The sequence below is a fragment of the Nocardioides caricicola genome, from assembly GCF_039541135.1.
GTDB lineage: Bacteria > Actinomycetota > Actinomycetes > Propionibacteriales > Nocardioidaceae > Nocardioides > Nocardioides caricicola.
Genome location: NZ_BAABFQ010000003.1, coordinates 594,170 through 616,479 on the forward strand (window position 1 = coordinate 594,170; position 22,310 = coordinate 616,479).

Here is a 22,310-nt window from a genome sequence, read left to right on the forward strand (position 1 = left end):
CCGCTGTCCTGTCAGAGGAGTCCTGTGATCCCCGGTATCGGCACCGCCGTGAACGTCGTCACCGTCCTGCTCGGCGCCTCCCTCGGGGTGCTGCTCGGCAACCGTCTCCCGACCCGCACGCGTGACGTCGTCACCGACGGGCTGGGCCTGCTGACCCTGCTGATCGCGGGCACGTCGGCGATGGCGGTGCTCAGCGACGACCTCACCGACGAGGTCGGGACCGGGGCGCCGATGCTGATCGTTCTGGGTGCGCTGCTGCTCGGCGGGATCGTCGGGTCGCTGCTGCGCCTGGAGTCCCGGGTGGAGGGCCTCGGCGGCTGGCTGCAGTCCCGGCTGAGCGGCGACACCGGCTCCGTGGAGCGGCACCGCTTCATCGAGGGCTTCGTCGTGACCTCGCTGCTGTTCTGCACCGGCCCGCTGACCATCCTCGGCTCGCTCAACGACGGGCTCGGCAACGGCGCGGAGCAGCTCTACCTGAAGGCCGCGCTGGACGGGTTCGCGGCGATCGCGTTCGCCGCCTCGTTCGGCTGGGGGGTCGCCGCCAGCGCGCTCACGGTGCTCGTCGTGCAGGGCTCGCTGACGCTGCTGGGGCTCGGCCTGGGCGACGTGCTGCCCGATGCGCACCTCGCCGCACTGGAGGCCACGGGCGGCCTGCTCCTCGTCGGCGTCGCCTTGCGGCTCTTGCGGGTACGGGAGATCCCGGTGGCCGATCTCCTGCCCGCCCTGCTTTTCGCGCCAATTCTTTGCGAACTGGCGGTCGCGCTTCATTGACGTAACGGTTCGCTAACGACAGGGTGGCGGCCATCCCTTTGCCAGAGTGCCGGTCCTACGGTGGCAGGGCTATGCCCAACCTTTCGGGGGGCGGGCGCGGTGAAGGCAACAACGCGACAGAAAGGTTCACCCCGTGAATCGAACGACAACCGCCTCGTGGGTGCGGCTGATGGCGGGCACTGCCGTCCTCGGTCTCGCCCTGACGGCATGTGGCAGCGACTCCTCCGACGGAGACGACGCCGCAGCCAGCGACACCCCCTCGGCTACCGCCTCGGAGGAAGCACCGCCGACCGACACGTTCACCGACGACAAGTGCTCGGCAGCCCAGACGAGCGCGGACAGCTTCCGCGTCGGCGGCATCCTGCCGCTCACCGGAAGCCTCGCCTTCCTCGGCCCGCCGGAGATCTCCGGTGTCGGCCTGGCCGTCTCCGACATCAACGCCGCCGGTGGTGTCGGCGGCGCCAAGGCGTGCCACGACATCCAGGACTCCGGTGACTCCAGCGACATGTCGGTCTCGACCGCGTCCGCCGGCACGCTGGTGGCCACCAAGCCGTCGGTCGTCATCGGCGCCGCGTCGTCCAGCGTCTCGCTGAACGTCGTCGACACGTTCGCCGACAACAAGATCGTCGAGATCTCGCCCGCCAACACCGCGGTCGACCTCTCCGGCTACTCGCCGTGGTACTTCCGCACCGCTCCGCCGGACGGGGTCCAGGGCAACGCCCTCGGCACCCTGATCACCAACGACGGCTACTCGAAGGTCGGCTTCCTGGTGTTCAACGACACCTACGGCACCGGCCTGCGCAACGCCATCGAGGACACGGTGACGGCTGCCGGTGGCTCCTGCACCTACGGCTGCAAGGGCAAGGGCCAGGAGTTCCCGCCGGCCCAGACGACGTTCTCGTCCGAGGTCAGCGGCGTTCTCGCCACGAAGCCGGACGCCATCGTCATCCTGGCGTTCGACGAGACCAAGTCGATCGTGCCGGAGCTGAAGTCGCAGGGCTGGGACATGTCCAAGACCTACTTCTCCGACGGCAACACGGCCGACTACAGCGAGGACTTCGCCAAGGGCACCCTCGAGGGCGCTCAGGGCACGATCCCCGGTGCCGACCCGGACCAGACCTTCAAGGACCGCGTCAGCGGTTGGGCCGAGGTCGGTCTCGGTGAGCCGCTCAGCGACTACTCCTACGCCGCTGAGTCCTACGACGCCACCATCCTCGCCGCGCTCGCCGCGGTGAAGGGCGGCGCGACCGACTCGCAGACGATCCAGGAGAACCTGGCCGCCGTCTCGGGTGCCACGGACGGCGAGGAGTGCACCACCTACGCCGACTGCGTCGCTCTCCTCGAGGGCGGCAGCGAGATCCGGTACACCGGTCCCTCGGGCATCGGTCCGATCGACGACGAGAACGACCCGTCGTCGGCGTTCGTCGGCATCTACACGTTCAACGCCGACAACAAGAACGAGCTGACCTCCGCCGTCGAGGGCAGCAAGTGATCCCAGGCTGATCTCCTGATCAGTCAGTAGCAAGCGAAGGGCCCCGGACCTCGGTCCGGGGCCCTTCGTCATGCCGAGCCCCTTCGCGGGGCGCGCCCTGGCACGCAGAAGGCCCCGGACCGAGGTCCGGGGCCTTCTGCGTGGAACGGGTGGAGCTACTGCTCGCGCGCCTCGTCGACGTCCTTGGCGAGGGTCCCGAGGTAGAGCTCGATGACCTTCGGGTCGTTGGCGAGCTCACGACCGCCGCCGGTGTAGGCGTCCCGGCCCTGGTCGAGCACGTAGCCGCGGTCGCAGATCTGCAGGCACCGCCGGGCGTTCTGCTCGACCATCACGACACTCACGCCGGTCTTGTTGATCCGGCGGGCACGGAGGAACGTCTCGTCCTGGCGCACCGGCGACAGGCCGGCGGACGGCTCGTCGAGCAGCAGCACCGACGGCTCCATCATCAGCGCGCGGGCCATCGCCAGCGACTGCCGCTCGCCGCCGGAGAGCGCACCCGCGCTCTGGCTGCGGCGGTCGTGGAGCACCGGGAACAGGTCCCACATCGCGGCGAGCCGCTCCTGGACCTTCTTGGGCCGCAGGTACAGGCCCATCCGGAGGTTCTCCTCGATGCTCAGCGACGGGAAGACGTTGTTGGTCTGCGGCACGAAGCCGACACCCATCTCCACGAGCTTGTTGGTGCGCAGGTTCGTGATGTCCCGGTCCCCCAGCATCACCGAGCCGGAGTGGATCTTGACCAGGCCGAACATCGCCTTGAGCAGCGTCGACTTGCCGGCGCCGTTCGGGCCGATGATGCCGATCATCTCGCCCGGGTAGGCCACCAGGCTGCACCCGTTGAGGATGTTGACGCCCGGCAGGTAGCCGGCGACGACGTCCTTGGCCTCGATGACCGCCTTCTGGGTGGACGTCGCGGTGCCCGCGCCGCCCTGCTGGTGCTCGGTCATCGCAGACCCTCCGCTTCTTCCTCGGCCTCGCGTTCGGCCTCCTCGGCCGCGACCTCCTCGGCCAGCTCCTGCATGTGCTCCTCGCTGAGCAGCGCGTCGTCACCGAGGTCGGTGTCGTGGTGCGCGCCGAGGTAGGCGTCGATCACCGCGGGGTTCGACATCACGGTGTCGGCGGAGCCCTCGGCGACCAGGCGACCCTCGGCCATGACCGCGACCCAGTCGGAGATGTGGCGCACCACGTGCATGTCGTGCTCGACGAACAGCACCGTCATGCCCTCGTCGCGCAGCGACTGGATGTGCCCGAGCAGCGACTGCGTCAGCGCCGGGTTCACGCCGGCCATCGGCTCGTCGAGCATGATCATCTTCGGGTCGCTCATCAGGGCCCGGGCCATCTCGAGCAGCTTGCGCTGCCCGCCGGACAGGCTGCCCGCGTAGTCGTGCTTCTTCTCGTAGAGCTTGAAGCGGGCGAGCAGGTCGTCGGCCTTGGCCTCGATCTCGCGCTCCTGGCTGCGCCAGGTCGGGCGGAACATCGACTTGAAGAGGTTCTCGCCGGCCTGGCCCTGGGCGCCGAGCATCATGTTGTCGATGACCGTCATCCGGCTCAGCGCCTTGGTGAGCTGGAACGTGCGGACCATCCCGGCCCGCGCGACGCTGGAGGCGCTGGTCTTGTCGAGCGTGCGCCCGTCGAAGGACCAGTGGGCGCCCTTGCCCGCGGTGGTGGGCCGGTCGAAGCCGGTGATCAGGTTGAAGAACGTCGTCTTGCCGGCGCCGTTCGGCCCGATCAGTGCGGTGATGAGCCCGCGCTGGACCTCGAGGTGCTGGACGTCGACGGCGGTCATGCCGCCGAACTGACGCACGATGTTGTCGACCACGAGGATCGGGTCCGGCTTGGCGGCTCCCGGCGCGTCCTCGAATCCGCCGGTGAGGGCCGCGCGTGCGGCCGGGTCGGCGAGACTCGACACGGTGTTGGTGTGCTCAGACATCGAAGCGCAGCTCCCTCTTGTCGCCCAGGACGCCTTGCGGCCTGAAGATCACCAGCAGCATCAGCGCGATACCCACGACGATGTACGAGAACCAGGCGGCCTCTTGGGTGTTCATGATGCTGTCGGGCACGTAGACCTGCGCACCCTGCTGGATGAAGACGCGGCCGACGTAGAACATGATCGTCCCGAGCACGGGCCCGAAGATGGTGGCGGCCCCGCCGAGCAGCAGCGCGGTGTAGCAGAAGAACGTCAGCGAGCGCCCCATCGAGTCCGGCTGCACGCTGCTCGCGAGCACGTAGACCATGCCACCGAGCGCACCGAACAGGCCGCCGATGATCAGCGCCTGCATCTTGATCGCGAAGACGTTCTTGCCGAGCGAGCGGATCGCGTCCTCGTCCTCGCGGATGCCGCGCAGGAGCCGGCCCCAGGGGCTGCGGACCAGCAGGTAGACCACGAAGCAGCACACCGCGACGAGCGACCAGGCCACGAACCGGACCCACCAGCCGCTGACGCCGGTCCACTGGTAGTTGAGCGGGAACAGGAACAGGACCAGCAGGACGGTGAACACGGTCAGCAGGACGACCAGGCCGTTGCGAGCGACGCCGCTGAACCGGTCGCCGCTGCGCAGCAGGTAGACCAGGGCCGCGACGGCCCCGATGGTGATCGCCCAGCCCAGCAGCCGCACCCAGACCGCGCCGTCGGCGACGTCGTGGTAGTTGAACGGCAGCAGGGTCAACGACCCCGACGGGAAGAAGGACAGGTCCCGGAACGGACCGGTGTACTGGCTGCCCGGGATGCCCTGGGCCGAGCCGGTGAAGTCGGTCAGCAACGACGATCTGCCGACGTATCTGATGATCTCCGCTGCGGAGATCGTCACGATCGCGAGGTAGTCACCGCGTAGCTTCAGTGTCGGTACGCCGAGCACCAGCGCGAAGACCAGTGCGGCGCCGAAGCCGAACAGGATGCCGAGAGCGAACGGCAGCCCCTGCCACACCGTGATGCCCATGCCATAGGCGCCGAGCAGCATGAAGCCCGCCTGGCCCATGTTGAGCAGCCCGGTGAAGCCGAAGTGGATGTTCAGGCCGATGACCGCGATCGCGACGGCCGCCGTCTGCGGCGACACCGCCTCGCGCACCATCGCGTTGAGAATCAGCTGGAGGTTGTCCATGATCCGTTCCTTCCTCAGCCGACCCGCTGCGGCTTGCCGAGCAGGCCCTGGGGCCTCACCAGCAGGAGCAGGATCAGGATCAACAGCGCGGTGGCGTACTTGAAGTCACCGGGCATTCCGAAGACCGGGGAGAGCTCGACGACGAGTCCGATGATCAGCGCACCGACGAGGGCGCCGAAGGCGGTGCCGAGGCCTCCGAGCGTGACGGCGGCGAACAGCAGCAGCAGGATCTGGAGACCGGAGTCCCACTTGATGCCGTTCACCACGAGCGCGTACAGGAGGCCGGACAGACCGGCCAGGCCCATCGCGACCGTCCAGACCAGGCGGATCACCTTGTCGGTGTCGATGCCGGACGCCGCCGCGAGAGCCGGGTTGTCGGAGACGGCGCGAGTCGCGCGCCCGACGCGGGTGCGCAGCAGCGCGTAGCCGACCGCCGCGAGCACGACCACGGAGATCGCCATCGCCACGATCGACTGGTGGGTGATCGTCACCGGCCCGAACGTCGAGACCTCGGGGTTGTCCTGCACGACGCGGACGGTGCGGGCGCCGACGAGGTACTGGTAGGTGTACTGCAGCGCCAGGGAGAGGCCGATGGTCACGATCATCATCTGGGTCAGGCCCAGGCCACGGCGCCGTAGCGGCTGCCAGAGCACCCGGTCCTGGCCCCAGCCGGTGAAGGCACAGAAGAGCACGACGAGCAGGCCGCCGACCCAGAGGTTGAGCCCCCACTGGTTGACGAAGAGGTAGCCCATCATGCCGCCGAGCGTGACCTGCTCGGCGTGCGCGAAGTTCGAGAGCCCGGTGGTGCCGTAGATCAGCGACAGGCCGACCGAGGCGAGCGCGAGCAGCAGGCCCAGCCGGAGGCCGTTGACCGTGCTCTGGATGATCTCGTCGGTCTTGCTGGTCTCCGCGCTGTAGTCCTCGGACCGGAGCTGCAGGATGGCGCCGAACGAGCCGCCGAGCTTGTCGACCTTCACGTCGACGGTCTCGTTCTCGAGCTCGAAGCCGTCCGGCAGCGTCTTCGGGTCCGCGGAGACGGTGTAGTCGCCGGTCTCGGTGACCTCGAAGCTCCACTTGCCGTCGTCACCGGTGGTGACGGTCTGCTCGCTGCCGTCCGGGGCGGTCAGGATGACGTCGACGCCGGCGATCGGCTCGGCCCGGCTGCCCATGGTGCTGGCGATGCAGGCCGTCTCGTCCGCCTTCGGCAGGCACAAGACGGTCACGGCGCTCGCCGATCCCGATCCCGAGGTCATCAGCACGAGGAACGGGGCGAGCAACAGTGCGAGCACGAGCCCCGCTGTCGTCCTGCCCACGGTCCGCCCGCGGACTGCGTGTGGTGACGTCAAGTCAGTCCTCCCATCCAAGAGCCCGGTCCGGGCTCGGGGGGCAGTCTAGGGGGCACAGACGTGCGCGGCGCCACATCGGGCCCTGCTGACGCGCGCGTCAGCACAGGCCTTTACCCAAGCGTGACCATGCGGTGATCTGAGAGGGCGTATCAGCGACCGGGGTCGAGACGCACGGGCTCAGCCGGCCAGGCCCGGACCGTGCTCGATCACGCCGTCGGCGACCTGTCGCATCGAGAGCCTGAGGTCCATCGCGGTCTTCTGGATCCAGCGGAACGCCTCGGGCTCGGAGAGCTGCAGCTGCTTCTGCAGCACGGACTTCGCCCGCTCCACCGCCTTGCGGGTCTCGAGGCGCTCGGTGAGGTCGGCGACCTCGGCCTCGAGCAGGGTCAGCTCGGTGAACCGGCTGACCGCCATCTCGATGGCGGGCACCAGGTCGGACTTCGAGAACGGCTTCACGAGGTAGGCCATGGCGCCTGCGTCGCGAGCCCGCTCGACGAGGTCGCGCTGCGAGAACGCGGTGAGCATCACGACCGGCGCGATCCGCTGCCCGGCGATCTGCTCGGCGGCCGCGATCCCGTCCAGGACGGGCATCTTCACGTCCAGGATCACCAGGTCGGGGCGCAGCTCCTCGGCCAACTGGACGGCGGCCGCGCCGTCACCGGCCTGGCCGACGACGTCGTACCCCTCCTCGCCGAGCATCTCGGCGAGGTCCATGCGGATCAGCACCTCGTCCTCGGCGATGACGACGCGACGGGACGGCTCGGTCGGGTGGCTCACGGGGAGCAGATTATCCGGCCGCTCCCCCGTCGTACGCCGGAAGGCGTCAGGCGGGACGGCGTGCCGGGCGCGGCGCGGCGATGGTGGGCTCGCGGCGCTGGGCGAGGAACAGCTCGACGTCCACGCGTTCGACCCGGCGTCGGTGGAGCTCGGTGGCCGACGCCCGGGCGTTGCAGATCGCCCGGTCGTTGCTGCTCCGGGCCCACGTCCACGGCTTCCACATGTCGATCCTCCACGGTCCGAGCACCCCTGATCCGATAACTGTAGTTGTTTAGTCGACTTTGGCAAGGGGGCAGCCGCCGTGGGTTCGGCTAGGGTTTTCGCGCCGCAGGCCCCGGTAGCCCAACGGCAGAGGCGATGGTCTCAAACACCATTCAGTGTGGGTTCGAATCCCACCCGGGGCACCACCTCCTCCTGAATGCGCAACTGATGGTTGCGTATCAGCCGGCGTCGTCGTAGAGTCCTGCGCAACCAAAGGTTGCGAAAGGTGAGGACATGACGCAGAGCAGGACGGAGAGCCGGGAGCACGGTCCGATCGTGCGGGACATCCAGGTCGACGCCTCCCCCGAGGTGGTGTTCGAGGTGGTGAGCAAGCCCGAGCACGTGCGGGAGTGGTGGCCCGACGACGCCGGCTTCGAGTCGGTCGCGGGAGCGCTGGGCGAGCTGGTCTGGCGCAACACCGAGACCGGGGAGACGACCACGGTGCTGATGAGCGTGGTCGAGGTCGACGCGCCGCGCCGGTTCTCGTTCCGCTGGTGCTTCCAGGGCGAGGACCGCGACCGCGACTCGCTGCTGGTGACGTTCGACCTCACGCCGAGCGCCGGCGGCACCCTGCTCCGGATGACCGAGACCGGGTGGCGGGAGATGGGTTGGGAGGTCGCGGTCCTGGAGGAGCACTACCAGGACCACGTCGACGGCTGGAACCACTACATCCCGAGGCTCGGCGAGTACGTCGCCCGCCTGGTGGCGACGCCGTGAGCAGCACCATGACCGGCTCGGCCGTCGACGACGACCTGTGGTCGGCGATCGGCGACCCCACGCGGCGCTCGATGATCGACCTGCTGCTCGTCGAGGGCAGCGGCACCGCCACCTCGCTGAGCGAGCGGCTCCCGGTCACCCGGCAGGCCGTGTCCAAGCACCTCGCCGTTCTCGACCGGGCCGGGCTGGTGCACGCCTCCCCCGCCGGCCGGGAGCGGCACTTCCACGTCGACGCGGCCCAGCTGGCTCGCGCCGCGGCCCAGCTGGCCGCCGTGGGCGACGCATGGGACGCCCGACTGAGCCGGATCAAGCGGCTCGCCGAACAGATCGAACGCACCCGAGACGAAGGAGAATCCGATGGTTGACATCCTGCACCGCGTCGGCGTCGTCGCGCCGCTCGACGAGGTCTACCGCGCGGTCACGACCCGCGACGCCCTGGCCGACTGGTGGACGACGGACACGAAGGGCACCGGCGACGTCGGCGACACGCTGGCGTTCCGCTTCGGCGAGGCCGGCGGTTTCGACATGGAGGTCCTCGAGCTCGACCCGTCGGGCCGGGTCCGCTGGAAGGTCGCCGACGGCCCCGAGGAGTGGATCGGGACCGAGATCGACTGGCGCCTCGACCAGCGCGGCGACTACACGATCATCCAGTTCGGCCACCACGGGTGGCGCGAGCCGGTGGAGTTCATGCACCACTGCAGCACCCGCTGGGCGACGTACCTGCTGAGCCTCAAGGAGCTCGTCGAGACCGGGCGCGGACGCCCGCACCCGGAGGAGGTCGCGATCAGCGACTGGACCTGACAGTCACTCTTGGTGGTACGCGGGGGCGAGCTCATTGATCGCATCGCCCATCCGGTGGATGCGCAGCGCGTTGGTGGAGCCGGGGATGCCCGGGGGCGACCCGGCGATGATCACGACGAGGTCGCCCTCGCGCACCCGACCGATCTGGAGCAGCTGCTCGTCGACCTGACGGACCATCTGGTCGGTGTGCTCGACGAACTGGGTCAGGAACGTCTCGACGCCCCACGTCATCGCGAGCTGGGAGCGCACGGCCGGGACCGGGGTGAACGCGAGGACCGGCACCGGGCCGCGCAGCCGCGACATCCGGCGCGCGGAGTCACCGCTGGTGGTGAACGCGACGACGTACTTCGCGCCGACCCGCTCGGCGACCTCCTCGGCGGCCTTGGCGATCACGCCACCGCGGGTGTGCGGGTCCCAGTCGATGACCTTCACCTCACCGAGGCCGTCGCGGTCGAGCGCGTGCTTCTCGGTGGCGGCGATGATCCGGGCCATCGTCTCGACGGTGTGCACGGGAAACTCCCCCACGCTGGTCTCGCCGGACAGCATCACGGCGTCCGCGCCGTCGAGGACGGCGTTCGCGACGTCGGAGGCCTCGGCGCGCGTGGGCGCCGGGTTGCTGATCATCGACTCGAGCATCTGAGTGGCGACGATGACGGGCTTGGCGTTCAGGCGCGCCTTCTCGACGATCGTCTTCTGCAGGAACGGCACGTCCTCGAGGGGGCACTCCACGCCGAGGTCGCCGCGAGCGACCATGAAGCCGTCGAACGCCGCGATGATCTCGTCGAGGTTGTCGATCGCCTGGGGCTTCTCGATCTTGGCGATGATCGGGACGCGCACGCCCTCCTCGTCCATGATCCGGCGGACGTCGTCGGCGTCCTTCGCGTCGCGCACGAAGCTGAGCGCGACGAAGTCGACGCACAGCGACAGCGCGAAGCGCAGGTCCTCGATGTCCTTCTCGGACAGGGCCGGCACCGAGACCGCGACGCCGGGGAGGTTGATGCCCTTGTTGTTGCTGACCTTGCCGCCGACCAGGACCTCGGTGCGCACGTCGGTGTCGGTGACCTCGGTGACCCGGAGCCGGACCTTGCCGTCGTCGATGAGGATCGGGTCGCCGACGTTCACGTCGCCGGGCAGGCCCTTGTACGTCGTGCCGCAGATCTCCTTGTCGCCCGGGACGTCACGCGTGGTGATCGTCCAGGCCTGGCCGCGGACCAGCTGGACCGGGCCGTCGGCGAAGGTCTCGAGGCGGATCTTCGGGCCCTGGAGGTCGGCCAGGATGGCGACACCGTGCCCACTGGCGTCCGAAGCCTCCCGCACCAGGCGGTAACGCTCGGCGTGGTCGGCATGGTCACCGTGACTCATGTTCAACCGGGCGACGTCCATCCCGGCGTACACGAGTTCACGGATCCTCCGGGGGGTGTCCACCGCCGGGCCGAGGGTGCAGACGATCTTGGCTCTACGCACGGGCTCTACCCTAGCGCGACTTTGATCGTTCAAAGACCTATCTCGGCCCGGCGTCTCGGGACTCAGACCACCAACGGGCGCTCGGTCGGCGGAATCGGCGCCGGGAGCGTGGTGGAACCGGTGAGGAACTCGTCCACGGCGGCCGCCGCGGCCCGCCCCTCCGCGATCGCCCAGACGATCAGCGACTGGCCGCGACCGGCGTCGCCGGCGACGAAGACACCGTCGATCGACGACTGGTACTTGGCGTCGCGCTTCACGTTGCCGCGCTCGTCGAGGTCCACGCCCAGCTGCTCGACGAGGCCGGGCTTCTCGGGGCCGAGGAAGCCCATCGCGAACAGCACCAGGTCGGCCGGGATCTCGCGCTCGGTGCCCTCGATCTCGGTGAGCTTGCCGCCCTCGAAGACCACGTCCACCAGGCGCAGCGCCCGCACGTTGCCGTGCTCGTCGCCGAGGAACTCCTGGGTGGAGACGCCGTAGACGCGCTCCCCCGCCTCCTCGTGCGCCGAGGAGACCCGGAAGATCATCGGGTACGTCGGCCACGGCTGGCCGGCCGGTCGGGTCGTGGGCGGCTCGGCCATGATCTCGAGCTGGGTGATCGAGGCCGCGCCCTGGCGGGTGGACGTGCCGAGGCAGTCCGCGCCGGTGTCGCCGCCGCCGATGATCACGACGTGCTTGCCGGTCGCGAGGATCTGGTCCTCGACCGTCTCGCCGACCGCGACCCGGTTGGCCTGGGGCAGGAACTCCATGGCCTGGTGGATGCCGGCCAGCTCGCGTCCGGGCACCGGCAGGTCACGCGGCTCGGTCGCGCCCATCGCGAGCACGACGGCGTCGTACCGGTCCTTGAGCTGGTCGCCGGTGAGGTCGGCGCCGACGTCGACGCCGGCACGGAACACCGTGCCCTCGCGGCGCATCTGCTCGAGGCGCTTGTCGAGGTGCTGCTTCTCCATCTTGAACTCGGGGATGCCGTAGCGCAGCAGCCCGCCGATCTTGTCGGCGCGCTCGTAGACCGCGACCGTGTGACCGGCACGGGTGAGCTGCTGGGCGGCCGCGAGGCCCGCCGGGCCGGAGCCGATCACCGCGACGGTGCGGCCCGAGAGCCACTCCGGCGGCTGGGGCCGGACCAGGCCGGACTCCCACGCCTTGTCGATGATCGAGACCTCGACGTTCTTGATCGTCACCGGGTCCTGGTTGATGCCCAGGACGCAGGCGGTCTCGCAGGGCGCCGGGCACAGGCGACCAGTGAACTCCGGGAAGTTGTTGGTCGCGTGCAGGCGCTCGATCGCGCCCTCCCAGTCGTCGCGCCAGACCAGGTCGTTCCACTCCGGGATGATGTTCCCGAGCGGGCAGCCCTGGTGGCAGAACGGGATGCCGCAGTCCATGCAGCGCCCGGCCTGGGTCGTGATGATCGGGAGGAGGGCGCGCCCGGCGCTGCCGGGGTAGACCTCCTTCCAGTCCTGGACCCGCTCGTCGACGGGACGACGGGTCGCGACCTCACGGCCGTTCTTCAAGAATCCGCGCGGGTCAGCCATGGAGCGCCTCCATCATCGCGTGGGCAGTCTCGTTCTCGTCGAGGCCGTCGGCTTCCGCCTTGGCCTTCGCCTCGAGCGACTTGCGGTAGTCGGTGGGCATGACCTCGGTGAACCGCGTCAGTGCGGTCTCCCAGTCGGCGAGCAGCTCCTCGGCGACCGTGGACCCGGTCTCCTCGAAGTGCGCGCGCACGAGCTCCTCGAGCTCCTCCGCCGCGGCACCGCTCACCGGGCCGAGCTCGACGAGCTCGGGGTTGACCCGACCGGGGTTCAGGTCGAGCACCCAGGCGATGCCGCCGGACATGCCGGCCGCGAAGTTGCGGCCGGTCGGGCCGAGCACGACCACACGACCGCCGGTCATGTACTCGCAGCCGTGGTCGCCGACGCCCTCGTTGACCAGCCGCGCGCCGGAGTTGCGGACGGCGAAGCGCTCGCCGACCCCGCCGCGCAGGAAGATCTCGCCGCTGGTCGCGCCGTAGGCGATGGTGTTGCCCGCGATGATCTGCTCGTTGCTCCGGAACGTCGCCGCCCGGTCGGGCCGGACGACGATCCGGCCGCCCGACAGGCCCTTGCCGACGTAGTCGTTGGCGTCACCCTCGAGGCGCAGCGTGATGCCGCGCGGCACGAACGCGCCGAACGACTGGCCCGCCGAGCCAGTGAAGGTGATGTCGATCGTGCCGTCGGGCAGGCCCGCGCCGCCGTACCTCTTGGTGACCTCGTGGCCGAGGATCGTGCCGACGGTGCGGTTGACGTTGCGGATCACGACCTGCGCGCGCACCGGCTCGCCGGACTCGAGCGCCGGCTGGGCCAGCGGCACGAGCTCGGTGACGTCGAGCGCCTTGTCGAGACCGTGGTCCTGCTTCGCGGTGTTGCGCAACGACGCGCGCTGACCGTCCGGACCGAGGGGCAGCTCGGGCTTGTGCAGGATCGGCGACAGGTCGAGGCCGGCCGCCTTCCAGTGCCCGACCGCCTGCTGCACGTCGAGCGCGTCGACCTGGCCGATCGCCTCGTCGAGGCTGCGGAAGCCGAGCTCGGCGAGCAGCTCGCGGACCTCCTCGGCGATGTACTCGAAGAAGTTCACGACGTACTCGGCCTTGCCGGAGTAGCGCTCGCGGAGCACCGGGTTCTGCGTCGCGACACCCACGGGGCAGGTGTCGAGGTGGCAGACCCGCATCATGATGCAGCCCGAGACCACCAGCGGAGCCGAGGCGAAGCCGTACTCCTCCGCGCCGAGCAGCGCGGCGACCACGACGTCGCGGCCGGTCTTCAGCTGGCCGTCGGTCTGCACGACGATCCGGTCGCGCAGGCCGTTGAGCAGCAGCGTCTGCTGGGTCTCGGCGAGACCGAGCTCCCAGGGACCGCCCGCGTGCTTGAGCGACGTGAGCGGAGCCGCGCCGGTGCCGCCGTCGTGGCCGGAGACCAGCACCACGTCGGCGTGCGCCTTCGAGACCCCCGCGGCCACGGTGCCGACGCCGACCTCGGAGACCAGCTTCACGTGGATGCGGGCCTGCGGGTTGGCGTTCTTCAGGTCGTGGATCAGCTGCGCGAGGTCCTCGATCGAGTAGATGTCGTGGTGCGGCGGCGGGCTGATCAGGCCCACGCCCGGCGTGGAGTGCCGGGTCTTGGCCACCCACGGATACACCTTGTTGCCGGGCAGCTGGCCGCCCTCGCCGGGCTTCGCGCCCTGCGCCATCTTGATCTGGATGTCGTCGGAGTTCGTGAGGTACTCCGACGTCACGCCGAAGCGCCCAGACGCGACCTGCTTGATCGAGCTGCGCCGCTCCGGGTCGTACAGCCGCTCCGGGTCCTCGCCGCCCTCACCGGTGTTGGACTTCGCGCCCAGCCGGTTCATCGCGATCGCGAGGGTCTCGTGCGCCTCCTTGGAGATGGAGCCGTACGACATCGCGCCGGTCGAGAACCGCTTGACGATCGCCGAGACCGGCTCGACCTCGTCGATCGGCACCGGCTGACGACCCAGGTCCTCGGCGCCCCTGAGGCGGAACAGGCCGCGCAGCGTCATCAGCCGCTCGGACTGCTCGTTGACGCGCTCGGTGTACTGCTTGAAGACGTCGTAGCGACCGTTGCGCGTCGAGTGCTGGAGGCGGAACACCGTCTCCGGGTCGAACAGGTGCGGCTCGCCCTCGCGGCGCCACTGGTACTCGCCGCCGATCTCGAGCTCGCGGTGCGCCGGCGAGATGCCGCCGCGGGGGTACGCCGTGGCGTGCCGGCGCGCGACCTCCTCCGCGATGGTGTCGAGCTCGACGCCGCCCAGCTTGGAGGTCGTGCCGGTGAAGTACTTGTCGACCAGCGACTGCGAGAGCCCGATCGCCTCGAAGATCTGCGCGCCGGTGTAGGACGCCACCGTGGAGACGCCCATCTTCGACATGACCTTGAGGACGCCCTTGCCGAGCGCCTTGACCAGGTTGGCGACCGCCTTCTCCGGGTCGGAGGTGACGTAGTAGCCCTCGCGCGCGAGGTCCTCGACGGACTCCATCGCGAGGTACGGGTTGACCGCGGCCGCGCCGTAGCCGACGAGCAGCGCGACGTGGTGGACCTCGCGGACGTCGCCGGCCTCGACGAGCAGGCCGACCTGGGTGCGGGTCTTCTCGCGCACCAGGTGGTGGTGGACCGCGCCGGTGAGCAGCAGCGACGGGATGGGGGCGAGCTCGGCGGTCGAGTGCCGGTCGGACAGCACGATGACGCGGGCGCCGTCGGCGATCGCCGCGGACACCTCCTGGCAGATCTCGTCGATCCGCTCGGCCATCGCCGCGCCGCCGCCCTCGACGGAGTACAGACCCCGGGCGACGTGCGTGATGAAGCCCGGCATGTCCCCGTCACGGTTGATGTGGCGGATCTTGGCCAGGTCGTCGTTGGAGATGACCGGGAACGGCAGCACGACCATCCGGCACGAGGCCGGGGCCGGCTCCAGGAGGTTCGCCTCGGGGCCGATGGTGCCGGCCAGCGAGGTGACCAGCTCCTCGCGGATCGCGTCGAGCGGCGGGTTCGTCACCTGGGCGAACAGCTGGCTGAAGTAGTCGAACAGCAGCCGCGGCTTCTGGCTCAGCGCCGCGATCGGGGTGTCGGTGCCCATCGAGCCGAGCGGCTCGCCGCCGCTGTTGGCCATCGGCGTGAGGATGACGCGCAGGTCCTCCTCGGTGTAGCCGAAGACCTGCTGACGGCGGGTGACCGACGCGTGCGTGTGCACGATGTGCTCGCGGTCCGGGATGTCGTCGAGGTGGATCAGACCGGCGTGCAGCCACTCGTCGTACGGGTGCTCGTTCGCGAGCTCGGACTTGATCTCGTCGTCCTCGATGATCCGGTGCTCGTCGGTGTCGACGAGGAACATCCGGCCCGGCTGCAGCCGGCCCTTGCGGACGATCGAGGCGGGGTCGAGGTCGAGCACGCCGACCTCGGAGGCCAGCACGACCAGGCCGTCGTCGGTGACCCAGTAGCGCGAGGGACGCAGGCCGTTGCGGTCGAGGACCGCGCCGATCTGCGAGCCGTCGGTGAACACCACGCAGGCCGGCCCGTCCCACGGCTCCATCATCGCGGAGTGGAACTCGTAGAACGCGCGCCGCTTGGCGTCCATCTCGGCGTGGTTCTCCCACGCCTCGGGGATCATCATCAGCACGGCGTGCGGCAGCGAGCGGCCACCCATGTGCAGCAGCTCGAGGACCTCGTCGAACGACGCCGAGTCGGACGCGCCGGGCGTGCAGATCGGGTAGAGCCGCTCGAGGTCGCCGGGGATCACGTCGGAGTCGAGCAGGGCCTCGCGGGCCCGCATCCAGTTGCGGTTGCCCATGACGGTGTTGATCTCGCCGTTGTGGGCGATGAACCGGAACGGGTGCGCCAGCGGCCAGCTCGGGAACGTGTTCGTCGAGAACCGCGAGTGCACGACGGCCAGGGCCGAGGCGACCCGCGGGTCGACGAGGTCCGGGAAGAAGTAGTCGAGCTGCTCGGTGGTGAGCATGCCCTTGTAGGCGAGGGTGCGCGAGGACAGCGACGGGAAGTAGACGTCGGTCTCGCTCTCGGCCCGCTTGCGCAGGCAGAACGCCAGCCGCTCCAGAGCCATGCCGGTCACCCGCGAGCCGGCGCCCGCGACGAACAGCTGGCTGAACGTCGGCATCACGCCGAGCGCGGTCGCGCCGAGCGTGTCGGGCTGGATCGGGACCTCGCGCCAGCCGAGGACCGAGAGACCCTCCTCGACCGCGATCTCCTCGATCCGCCGGCGGGTCTTGGCGACCTGCTCGTCGTCACCGGGGAGGAACGCCGTGCCGACGGCGTAGGAGTGCTGCGCCGGCAGCTCGAAGTCCACGACCTCGCGCAGGAACGCGTCCGGCACCTGCATGAGGATGCCGGCGCCGTCGCCGGAGTTCGGCTCGGCGCCCGCGGCGCCACGGTGCTCGAGGTTCTTCAGGGCCGTGAGGGCCTTCACCACGATGTCGTTGCTGGCAACGCCGGTCAGGGTCGCCACGAAGGCCACGCCACAGGCGTCCTTCTCGTGGCGGGGGTCGTACAGCCCTTGGGGCGGCGGGAATGCGTGCGAGTAGGGCACCGGGCATTCTCCCGTCGTCTCTGGCGCCGCGCGGCCCCACGACGTTGTCGAGGCCGGCGCTGGCGGTGCGGTGATGTCGATCGCTGCTGGGGGACGACATTGGCCCTAGCGGAAGGGTCAGACTAGCACCCGGTCACCCGGGAAGCTGACCAGTATCAGTCTGCTCGTCGGTCGTCTCCGAGCGTACGTCGTCGTCGCGGCGCCCGTCGACGTAGATCGCCTCCTCGCGCCCGGGATGGCGCCGGGCGCTGACCACGAAGTAGGCCAGCGCCAGCACGAAGAGGACGATCGAGGTCCAGACGTTGAAGCGCAGCCCGAGCACGTTGTCGAGCTCCACGCTGTCGATGCGGAGCATCTCGATGAAGCCGCGTCCGGCCGTGTAGACCATGACGTACAGCGCGACCACCCGGCCGTGGCCGAGCCGGAAGCGCTTGTCGGCCCACACCACCAGCGCGAAGCCCAGCAGGCACCACAGCGACTCGTACAGGAACGTCGGGTGGAACAGCAGGTCCGGGTCGGCGTACCCCGCCGGGCGGTGCGCGGAGTCGATCTCCAGGCCCCAGGGCAGGTCGGTGGGCTTGCCGAAGAGCTCCTGGTTGAACCAGTTGCCCCAGCGGCCGATCGCCTGGGCGACCAGCACGCCGGGCGCCATCGCGTCGAGCACCGGGAGCAGCTTGATGCCGGCGCGCCGGGCGCCGATCACCACGCCGAACGCGCCGAGCGCGATCGCACCCCACACGCCCAGGCCGCCGCGCCACACGTAGAGCGCCTCGATCGCATTGCCGCCGGAGCCGAAGTAGAGCTCGCTGTCGGTGAGCACGTGGTAGATCCGCCCACCGACGAGGCCGAACGGGACCGCCCAGATCGCCAGGTCCTGGATCTCGCCGGCGCGGCCGCCCCGGGCGACCCACCGGCGCTCGCCGATCCAGACGGCGGCGACGATGCCGAGGATGATCGCCAGCGCGTAGCCGCGGATCGGCACGGGGCCGAGGTCCCACACCCCGTCGGAGGGGCTCGGGATCGAGAGCGCGGTCACAGCGGTCAGCATCGGCACCTCAGTCGTTGAGCAGCGTGTGGATGTCGGCGGCGAAGTCCGCGGACGACGTGTTGCCGTCCCAGTAGACCGTGCCCTCGTCGTCGGCGTCGATGCCGGTGATCGTGGTCCCGTGGGTGACGTCGTACCCGCCGGACGGCAGCTTCTCGCCCTGGGTGATCCCGACGCCCAGAGGCTTGGCGACCTCGACGATCGTGTCGAGCTCGCCGGTGAGGCCGACGAAGTCCGGGTCGAACTGGGGCAGGTACTCGGCGATCGCCTCCTGCGTGTCCCGGGCCGGGTCGGTGGTGACGTAGACGACGTCGACGCGCTCGCGGTCGGCGTCGTCGAGCCGGGTCATCGCCGACGACAGGTTCGACATCACGACCTGGCAGATGTCCGGGCAGTTGATGTAGCCGAAGAACACCAGCGTGAGCTCGCGGTCGGTGTCCTCGGTCAGCGAGAACGGCTGGCCCTCGGTGTCGGTCAGTGGCGTCGAGGACACCTCGAACGGCGGGTCCAGCTCCGTGCCGTGGAACTCCTCGGCGCTCTCGTCCGACCCGCCACCGCACCCGGTCAGCGTGAGGAGCAGGACGGCGGCGGCAGTGGCGGCCCTACGCACGTCGGACACCGCGGGCGAGCTCCTCGGTCAGCGCCGCCAGCGCGGGCAGGCCCTCGGCGAGCGTGCGCACGAACGCCGTCCCGACGATCACGCCGTCGGCGTACGCCGACAGCTCGGCGGCCTGCGCGCGAGTGCTGACGCCGACGCCGACGCCGACCGGGAGGTCGGTGGTGGCCTTGGTGCGGGCGATCAGTGGCGCCACGCCGGCCGCCGTGGCCTGGGTCGTGCCGGTCACGCCCATGATGCCGGTGGCGTAGACGAAGCCACGGCAGCTGCTCGTGGTCATCGCGATCCGCTCGTCGGTGCTCGACGGGGCGACCAGGAAGACCTTGTCGAGGTCGCGGGCGTCGGCCGCGGCGATCCAGTCCGCCGCGACGTCGGGCGTGATGTCGGGGGTGATCAGCCCTGCGCCGCCGGCGTCGTGCAGCTGCTGCGCGAAGCGCTCGACCCCGCGCTTCTCGACGGGGTTCCAGCTCGTCATCACCAACGTGGGCGTCCCGGTCGCCGCCACGGCCTCCACGACCCGGAACAGGTCGTCGATGCGGAAGCCGGCGTCGAGGGCCTGCTGGACCGCGGCCTGGATGACCGGGCCGTCCATGATCGGGTCGCTGTAGGGCAGCCCGACCTCGATGATGTCGCACCCGGCGTCGACCATCGCGGTCAGCGCCCGGATCGATCCCTCGACGTCGGGGAATCCGGCGGGGAGGTAGCCGACCAGCGCGGCGCGGCCCTCCTCCTTCGCCGCGGCGAAGGCGGTGCTGGTGGTGCTCACGAACCGGTCTCCTCGTCGGGGCTGCCGAGCTTGAAGTACTCCAGCGCCGTGCCCATGTCCTTGTCGCCGCGACCACTGAGGTTGACCAGGATGGTCTGGCCGGGCCGCTCCTCGGCGAGCCGCAGCGCGCCGGCGAGGGCGTGCGCGGACTCGATCGCCGGGATGATCCCCTCGGTGCGCGCCAGCAGCGCCATCGCGTCCATGGCCTCCGCGTCGGTGACGGGGAGGTAGGTCGCGCGCTTCACGTCGGCGAGGTACGCGTGCTGCGGGCCGACGCCGGGGTAGTCGAGACCGGCCGAGATCGAGTGCGACTCGATCGTCTGGCCGTCGTCGTCCTGCAGCACGAACGTGCGTGCGCCGTGCAGCACTCCGCGGTCGCCCGCGTGGATCGTGGCGGCGTGCCGCCCGGTCTCGTAGCCGTCTCCCCCGGCCTCGAAGCCGTAGATGTCCACCGACTCGTCGTCGAGGAACGCCGTGAAGAGGCCGATGGCGTTGGAGCCGCCTCCGACGCAGGCCGCGATGGCGTCCGGCAGCACGCCGTACTGCTCCAGGCACTGGGCGCGCGCCTCGTCGCCGATGCCACGGCAGAACTCGCGGACCATGCTCGGGAACGGGTGCGGGCCGGCGGCGGTGCCGAAGAGGTACGCCGTGTGGTCGACGCTGGCGACCCAGTCGCGCAGCGCCTCGTTGATCGCGTCCTTGAGCGTCGCGCTGCCGGAGTCGACCGCGACGACCTTCGCGCCGAGCAGGTTCATCCGCGCGACGTTGAGCGCCTGGCGCTTGGTGTCGACCGAGCCCATGTAGACGGTGCAGTCGAGGCCGAAGTACGCCGCGGCGGTCGCGCTGGCGACGCCGTGCTGGCCGGCGCCGGTCTCGGCGATCACGCGGGTCTTGCCCATCCGCTTGGTGAGCAGCGCCTGGCCGAGGACGTTGCGGATCTTGTGCGCGCCGGTGTGGTTGAGGTCCTCCCGCTTGAGCAGGATCCGGGCGCCGACCTTGTCGCTCAGCCGCTCGGCGAGGTAGAGCGGGCTCGGCACGCCGGCGTACTCACGCAGGATCTGCTCGAACTCGGCCACGAACGTCGGGTCGGCCATCGCCTCGTGCCACGCCGCCGTGAGCTCGTCCAGCGCGGCGACCAGGGCCTCGGGCATGAACCGCCCCCCGAAGCCGGACTCAGGGTCGCCGAACCACCCCCGCTCATCGGCGTCGAAGCTGGAGACCGTCATGGCGTCACTCCTGTCATTGCGGAGACGGCGGCCTCGGGGTCGCCGTCCTTGACCAGTGCCTCCCCGACGAGCACCGCACGGGCACCCTCGGAGACGAATCGCTGCACGTCGGCCGGGCTGAAGATCCCGCTCTCGGCGACCAGGACCCGGTCGTCGGGGATCTGGGGCGCGAGCTTGCCGAACATGTCGTCGTGGATCTCGAGCGTCTTGAGGTTGCGGGCGTTCACGCCGACCAGCTCCGCGCCGAGTGCGACCGCGCGCTCGGTCTCGGCCTCGTCGTGCACCTCGACCAGGACGGTCAGTCCGAGCTCGCGGGCCTCGTCGTAGAGGCGGCGCAGCGTGTCGTCGTCGAGGGCGGCGACGATCAGCAGCGCCAGGTCGGCACCGGCCGCGCGCGCCTCGACGAGCTGGTAGCTCGTGACGATGAAGTCCTTGCGCAGGATCGGGGTGTCGACGGCCGCGCGGACCGCGCGGAGGTCGTCGAGGCTGCCGCCGAAGCGGCGCTGCTCGGTGAGCACGCTGATCGCCGCGGCGCCGCCGGCGGCGTACTTCTGCGCGAGCTCGGCCGGGTCGGGGATGTCGGCGAGGTCGCCCTTGCTGGGGCTGCGCCGCTTGACCTCCGCGATCACGCTCGAGCCGGGGCCGCGGAAGTGCGGCATCGGGTCGCGGGGCGCGTCGACGTCCGCGAGCGCAGCGCGCAGGTCGGCGAGCGTCGTCGCCGCCTCGCGCTCGGCGAGGTCGATCCGCACGCCGGCCACGATCTCGTCGAGCACGGACATGTCACGAGTGTTTCACGCGGGGCACGCGTGCCGGACGACGGCTCCGGGGTCCGGACACGAGTAGGGTCCGCGCATGAGCTATTCAGAACCTCCTCCCCCGCCGCCGCAGTACGGCGCCCCGCAGCCGCCGATGGGTGGCGGCCCGCAGAACCACCCGCGCGGGACGCTGATCCTGATCCTCGGCATCTTGTCGATCCCCTGCTGTGGCCTGTTCACCGGCATCCCGGCGATCATCCTGGGCCGGTCGACGCTGGCCGAGATCGACGCCAACCCGGCGGCGTACGGCAACCGCGGCATGGTCAACGCCGGCTACATCTGCGGCATCATCGGCACCGTGCTGTCGGTGATCGGCATCATCGCCAACATCCTCCTCAGGATGTAGTCGCGACCGGCCGGGTCCTCAGGGCGCCAGCCAGGCGCCGACCGCGAGGTTGCGCAGCACGGTGAACACCACCGCCGCCACGCCGAGCGAGATCAGGAACACCTGCATCCTGCGGGTGTTCGGCTGCCGGACCCGGCCGGTCCACCGCTCGAACGCCCAGCGTCCGAGCAGGAACACCAGCAGCGGCAGCAGGACGACGAACAGCAGGTTGCTCGAGGCCGCCGCACCGACCTGGCCGTCGGTCAGGTCGTTGACCGCGCGCAGGCCACCACAGCCCGGGCAGTAGATGCCGAGGGCCGCACTCGGGCAGTAGCCCCAGGACCCGCTCTCGTGCGGGTCGCGCACGTGCAGCGCGAGCGTGGCGAGCGCGAGCCCGCCGATCGTCACCGCGGGTCCGGCGACCCGCTGCCACCGGCTCGGCTCGACGGCCGCGGGAGCGGCCGGCTGCGAGGCGGTGGCGGTCATGGCCGGACCGTCAGTGGCCGGACTCGTGGAAGCCCAGCTTCGCCATCACGGCGAAGACCACCAGCGAGGCGACACCCAGGCCGACGCCGACCCAGAAGATCGTCATGCTCACCGGGTCGAGGAGCAGGCCGACCGCGCCGACCACGAAGCCGAGCATGGCGACCGTGACGGCCGACCAGGCTGCGGGAGTGTTGCCGTGGCTGCTGTCAGACATGCGGGGCTCCTC

Annotated in this window: 22 protein-coding genes and 1 tRNA gene; 7 read left to right on the top strand and 16 right to left on the bottom strand. The window is 70.2% G+C overall.

The features are described 5' to 3' along the window. The first annotated feature begins 24 nt into the window (after positions 1–24). Positions 25–771, top strand: a complete 747-nt coding sequence (locus ABD875_RS04615; protein WP_345171687.1) for a DUF554 domain-containing protein — start codon at positions 25–27, stop codon at positions 769–771. Positions 772–904: 133 nt separating this feature from the next. Next, a complete protein-coding gene (locus tag ABD875_RS04620) occupies positions 905–2,263 on the top strand; it encodes an ABC transporter substrate-binding protein (protein ID WP_345171689.1) in 1,359 nt (452 codons plus the stop codon). 155 nt (positions 2,264–2,418) lie between these two features. Here ABD875_RS04620 and ABD875_RS04625 read toward each other — a convergent pair whose 3' ends face one another. From ABD875_RS04625 to ABD875_RS04650, 6 genes are all read right to left on the bottom strand, one after another. Beyond that, on the bottom strand, positions 2,419–3,207 hold the full coding sequence (locus tag ABD875_RS04625) for an ABC transporter ATP-binding protein (protein ID WP_345171691.1): 789 nt from the start codon (positions 3,205–3,207) through the stop codon (positions 2,419–2,421). Further along, positions 3,204–4,190, bottom strand: a complete 987-nt coding sequence (locus ABD875_RS04630; protein ID WP_345171693.1) for an ABC transporter ATP-binding protein — start codon at positions 4,188–4,190, stop codon at positions 3,204–3,206. The genes ABD875_RS04625 and ABD875_RS04630 overlap by 4 nt, the downstream gene beginning before the upstream one ends. Continuing rightward, the gene (locus tag ABD875_RS04635) at positions 4,183–5,358 is read right to left on the bottom strand and encodes a branched-chain amino acid ABC transporter permease (RefSeq protein ID WP_345171695.1); all 1,176 of its coding nucleotides are present in this window, start codon (positions 5,356–5,358) and stop codon (positions 4,183–4,185) included. Before ABD875_RS04635 ends, ABD875_RS04630 begins: the two co-directional genes overlap by 8 nt. 14 nt (positions 5,359–5,372) lie before the next feature. Continuing rightward, positions 5,373–6,647: an ABC transporter permease subunit gene (locus ABD875_RS04640; RefSeq protein WP_345171697.1), complete on the bottom strand. Its 1,275-nt coding sequence runs from the start codon at positions 6,645–6,647 to the stop codon at positions 5,373–5,375. 234 nt (positions 6,648–6,881) lie between these two features. Continuing rightward, a complete protein-coding gene (locus ABD875_RS04645; protein ID WP_345171699.1) occupies positions 6,882–7,481 on the bottom strand; it encodes an ANTAR domain-containing response regulator in 600 nt (199 codons plus the stop codon). Positions 7,482–7,527: 46 nt separating this feature from the next. After that, positions 7,528–7,704, bottom strand: a complete 177-nt coding sequence (locus ABD875_RS04650) for a hypothetical protein (protein WP_345171701.1) — start codon at positions 7,702–7,704, stop codon at positions 7,528–7,530. A gap of 108 nt (positions 7,705–7,812) precedes the next feature. Between ABD875_RS04650 and ABD875_RS04655 the strand changes: the two genes are divergently transcribed. The 4 genes from ABD875_RS04655 (at position 7,813) to ABD875_RS04670 (ending at position 9,260) form a co-directional block, all read left to right on the top strand. Then, positions 7,813–7,888 (top strand) — tRNA-Leu (locus ABD875_RS04655). Positions 7,889–7,976: 88 nt separating this feature from the next. Then, positions 7,977–8,459, top strand: coding sequence for an SRPBCC domain-containing protein (locus ABD875_RS04660; RefSeq protein WP_345171703.1), 483 nt, complete (start codon positions 7,977–7,979; stop codon positions 8,457–8,459). Then, positions 8,456–8,824: an ArsR/SmtB family transcription factor gene (locus ABD875_RS04665; RefSeq protein ID WP_345171705.1), complete on the top strand. Its 369-nt coding sequence runs from the start codon at positions 8,456–8,458 to the stop codon at positions 8,822–8,824. The genes ABD875_RS04660 and ABD875_RS04665 overlap by 4 nt, the downstream gene beginning before the upstream one ends. Then, on the top strand, positions 8,817–9,260 hold the full coding sequence (locus ABD875_RS04670) for an SRPBCC family protein (protein WP_345171707.1): 444 nt from the start codon (positions 8,817–8,819) through the stop codon (positions 9,258–9,260). Before ABD875_RS04665 ends, ABD875_RS04670 begins: the two co-directional genes overlap by 8 nt. A gap of 3 nt (positions 9,261–9,263) precedes the next feature. On the opposite strand, the gene pyk is transcribed toward ABD875_RS04670, so the two are convergent. The 8 genes from pyk to trpC all read right to left on the bottom strand — a co-directional run bounded on the left by pyk (position 9,264) and on the right by trpC (position 21,237). Further along, entirely contained in the window at positions 9,264–10,724 is a 1,461-nt protein-coding gene (gene pyk, locus ABD875_RS04675; protein WP_345171709.1) for a pyruvate kinase, read from the bottom strand. A 62-nt stretch (positions 10,725–10,786) separates the two neighbouring features. Further along, complete coding sequence (locus ABD875_RS04680) at positions 10,787–12,253, bottom strand: glutamate synthase subunit beta (RefSeq protein ID WP_345171711.1); 1,467 nt, start codon at positions 12,251–12,253, stop codon at positions 10,787–10,789. Further along, complete coding sequence (gene gltB / locus ABD875_RS04685; protein ID WP_345171713.1) at positions 12,246–16,805, bottom strand: glutamate synthase large subunit; 4,560 nt, start codon at positions 16,803–16,805, stop codon at positions 12,246–12,248. Before gltB ends, ABD875_RS04680 begins: the two co-directional genes overlap by 8 nt. A gap of 133 nt (positions 16,806–16,938) precedes the next feature. After that, the gene (gene lgt, locus ABD875_RS04690) at positions 16,939–17,841 is read right to left on the bottom strand and encodes a prolipoprotein diacylglyceryl transferase (protein ID WP_345172677.1); all 903 of its coding nucleotides are present in this window, start codon (positions 17,839–17,841) and stop codon (positions 16,939–16,941) included. 19 nt (positions 17,842–17,860) lie between these two features. Further along, positions 17,861–18,469, bottom strand: coding sequence for an SCO family protein (locus tag ABD875_RS04695; protein ID WP_345171715.1), 609 nt, complete (start codon positions 18,467–18,469; stop codon positions 17,861–17,863). Beyond that, entirely contained in the window at positions 18,453–19,232 is a 780-nt protein-coding gene (gene trpA, locus ABD875_RS04700; RefSeq protein ID WP_345171717.1) for a tryptophan synthase subunit alpha, read from the bottom strand. Before trpA ends, ABD875_RS04695 begins: the two co-directional genes overlap by 17 nt. Next, complete coding sequence (gene trpB / locus ABD875_RS04705) at positions 19,229–20,458, bottom strand: tryptophan synthase subunit beta (protein ID WP_345171719.1); 1,230 nt, start codon at positions 20,456–20,458, stop codon at positions 19,229–19,231. Before trpB ends, trpA begins: the two co-directional genes overlap by 4 nt. Further along, on the bottom strand, positions 20,455–21,237 hold the full coding sequence (gene trpC / locus ABD875_RS04710; RefSeq protein WP_345171721.1) for an indole-3-glycerol phosphate synthase TrpC: 783 nt from the start codon (positions 21,235–21,237) through the stop codon (positions 20,455–20,457). The genes trpB and trpC overlap by 4 nt, the downstream gene beginning before the upstream one ends. A gap of 73 nt (positions 21,238–21,310) precedes the next feature. Between trpC and ABD875_RS04715 the strand changes: the two genes are divergently transcribed. Then, positions 21,311–21,619, top strand: coding sequence for a DUF4190 domain-containing protein (locus tag ABD875_RS04715; RefSeq protein ID WP_345171723.1), 309 nt, complete (start codon positions 21,311–21,313; stop codon positions 21,617–21,619). 18 nt (positions 21,620–21,637) lie between these two features. Here ABD875_RS04715 and ABD875_RS04720 read toward each other — a convergent pair whose 3' ends face one another. Then, complete coding sequence (locus tag ABD875_RS04720; RefSeq protein ID WP_345171725.1) at positions 21,638–22,084, bottom strand: DUF2752 domain-containing protein; 447 nt, start codon at positions 22,082–22,084, stop codon at positions 21,638–21,640. A gap of 10 nt (positions 22,085–22,094) precedes the next feature. Beyond that, positions 22,095–22,298 (bottom strand): HGxxPAAW family protein, encoded by a 204-nt coding sequence (locus tag ABD875_RS04725; RefSeq protein ID WP_345171727.1) that lies wholly within the window; start codon positions 22,296–22,298, stop codon positions 22,095–22,097. Between the last annotated feature and the right edge of the window lie 12 nt (positions 22,299–22,310).

Bases quoted from the DNA above. Each gene is read 5' to 3' on its own strand.
- ABD875_RS04625 (WP_345171691.1), bottom strand. From the start codon at position 3,207: ATGACCGAGCACCAGCAGGGCGGCGCGGGCACCGCGACGTCCACCCAG.
- ABD875_RS04630 (WP_345171693.1), bottom strand. From the start codon at position 4,190: ATGTCTGAGCACACCAACACCGTGTCGAGTCTCGCCGACCCGGCCGCA.
- ABD875_RS04635 (WP_345171695.1), bottom strand. From the start codon at position 5,358: ATGGACAACCTCCAGCTGATTCTCAACGCGATGGTGCGCGAGGCGGTG.
- ABD875_RS04650 (WP_345171701.1), bottom strand. From the start codon at position 7,704: ATGTGGAAGCCGTGGACGTGGGCCCGGAGCAGCAACGACCGGGCGATC.
- ABD875_RS04660 (WP_345171703.1), top strand. From the start codon at position 7,977: ATGACGCAGAGCAGGACGGAGAGCCGGGAGCACGGTCCGATCGTGCGG.
- ABD875_RS04670 (WP_345171707.1), top strand. From the start codon at position 8,817: ATGGTTGACATCCTGCACCGCGTCGGCGTCGTCGCGCCGCTCGACGAG.
- ABD875_RS04680 (WP_345171711.1), bottom strand. From the start codon at position 12,253: ATGGCTGACCCGCGCGGATTCTTGAAGAACGGCCGTGAGGTCGCGACC.
- trpB (WP_345171719.1), bottom strand. From the start codon at position 20,458: ATGACGGTCTCCAGCTTCGACGCCGATGAGCGGGGGTGGTTCGGCGAC.
- trpC (WP_345171721.1), bottom strand. From the start codon at position 21,237: ATGTCCGTGCTCGACGAGATCGTGGCCGGCGTGCGGATCGACCTCGCC.
- ABD875_RS04715 (WP_345171723.1), top strand. From the start codon at position 21,311: ATGAGCTATTCAGAACCTCCTCCCCCGCCGCCGCAGTACGGCGCCCCG.
- ABD875_RS04720 (WP_345171725.1), bottom strand. From the start codon at position 22,084: ATGACCGCCACCGCCTCGCAGCCGGCCGCTCCCGCGGCCGTCGAGCCG.
- ABD875_RS04725 (WP_345171727.1), bottom strand. From the start codon at position 22,298: ATGTCTGACAGCAGCCACGGCAACACTCCCGCAGCCTGGTCGGCCGTC.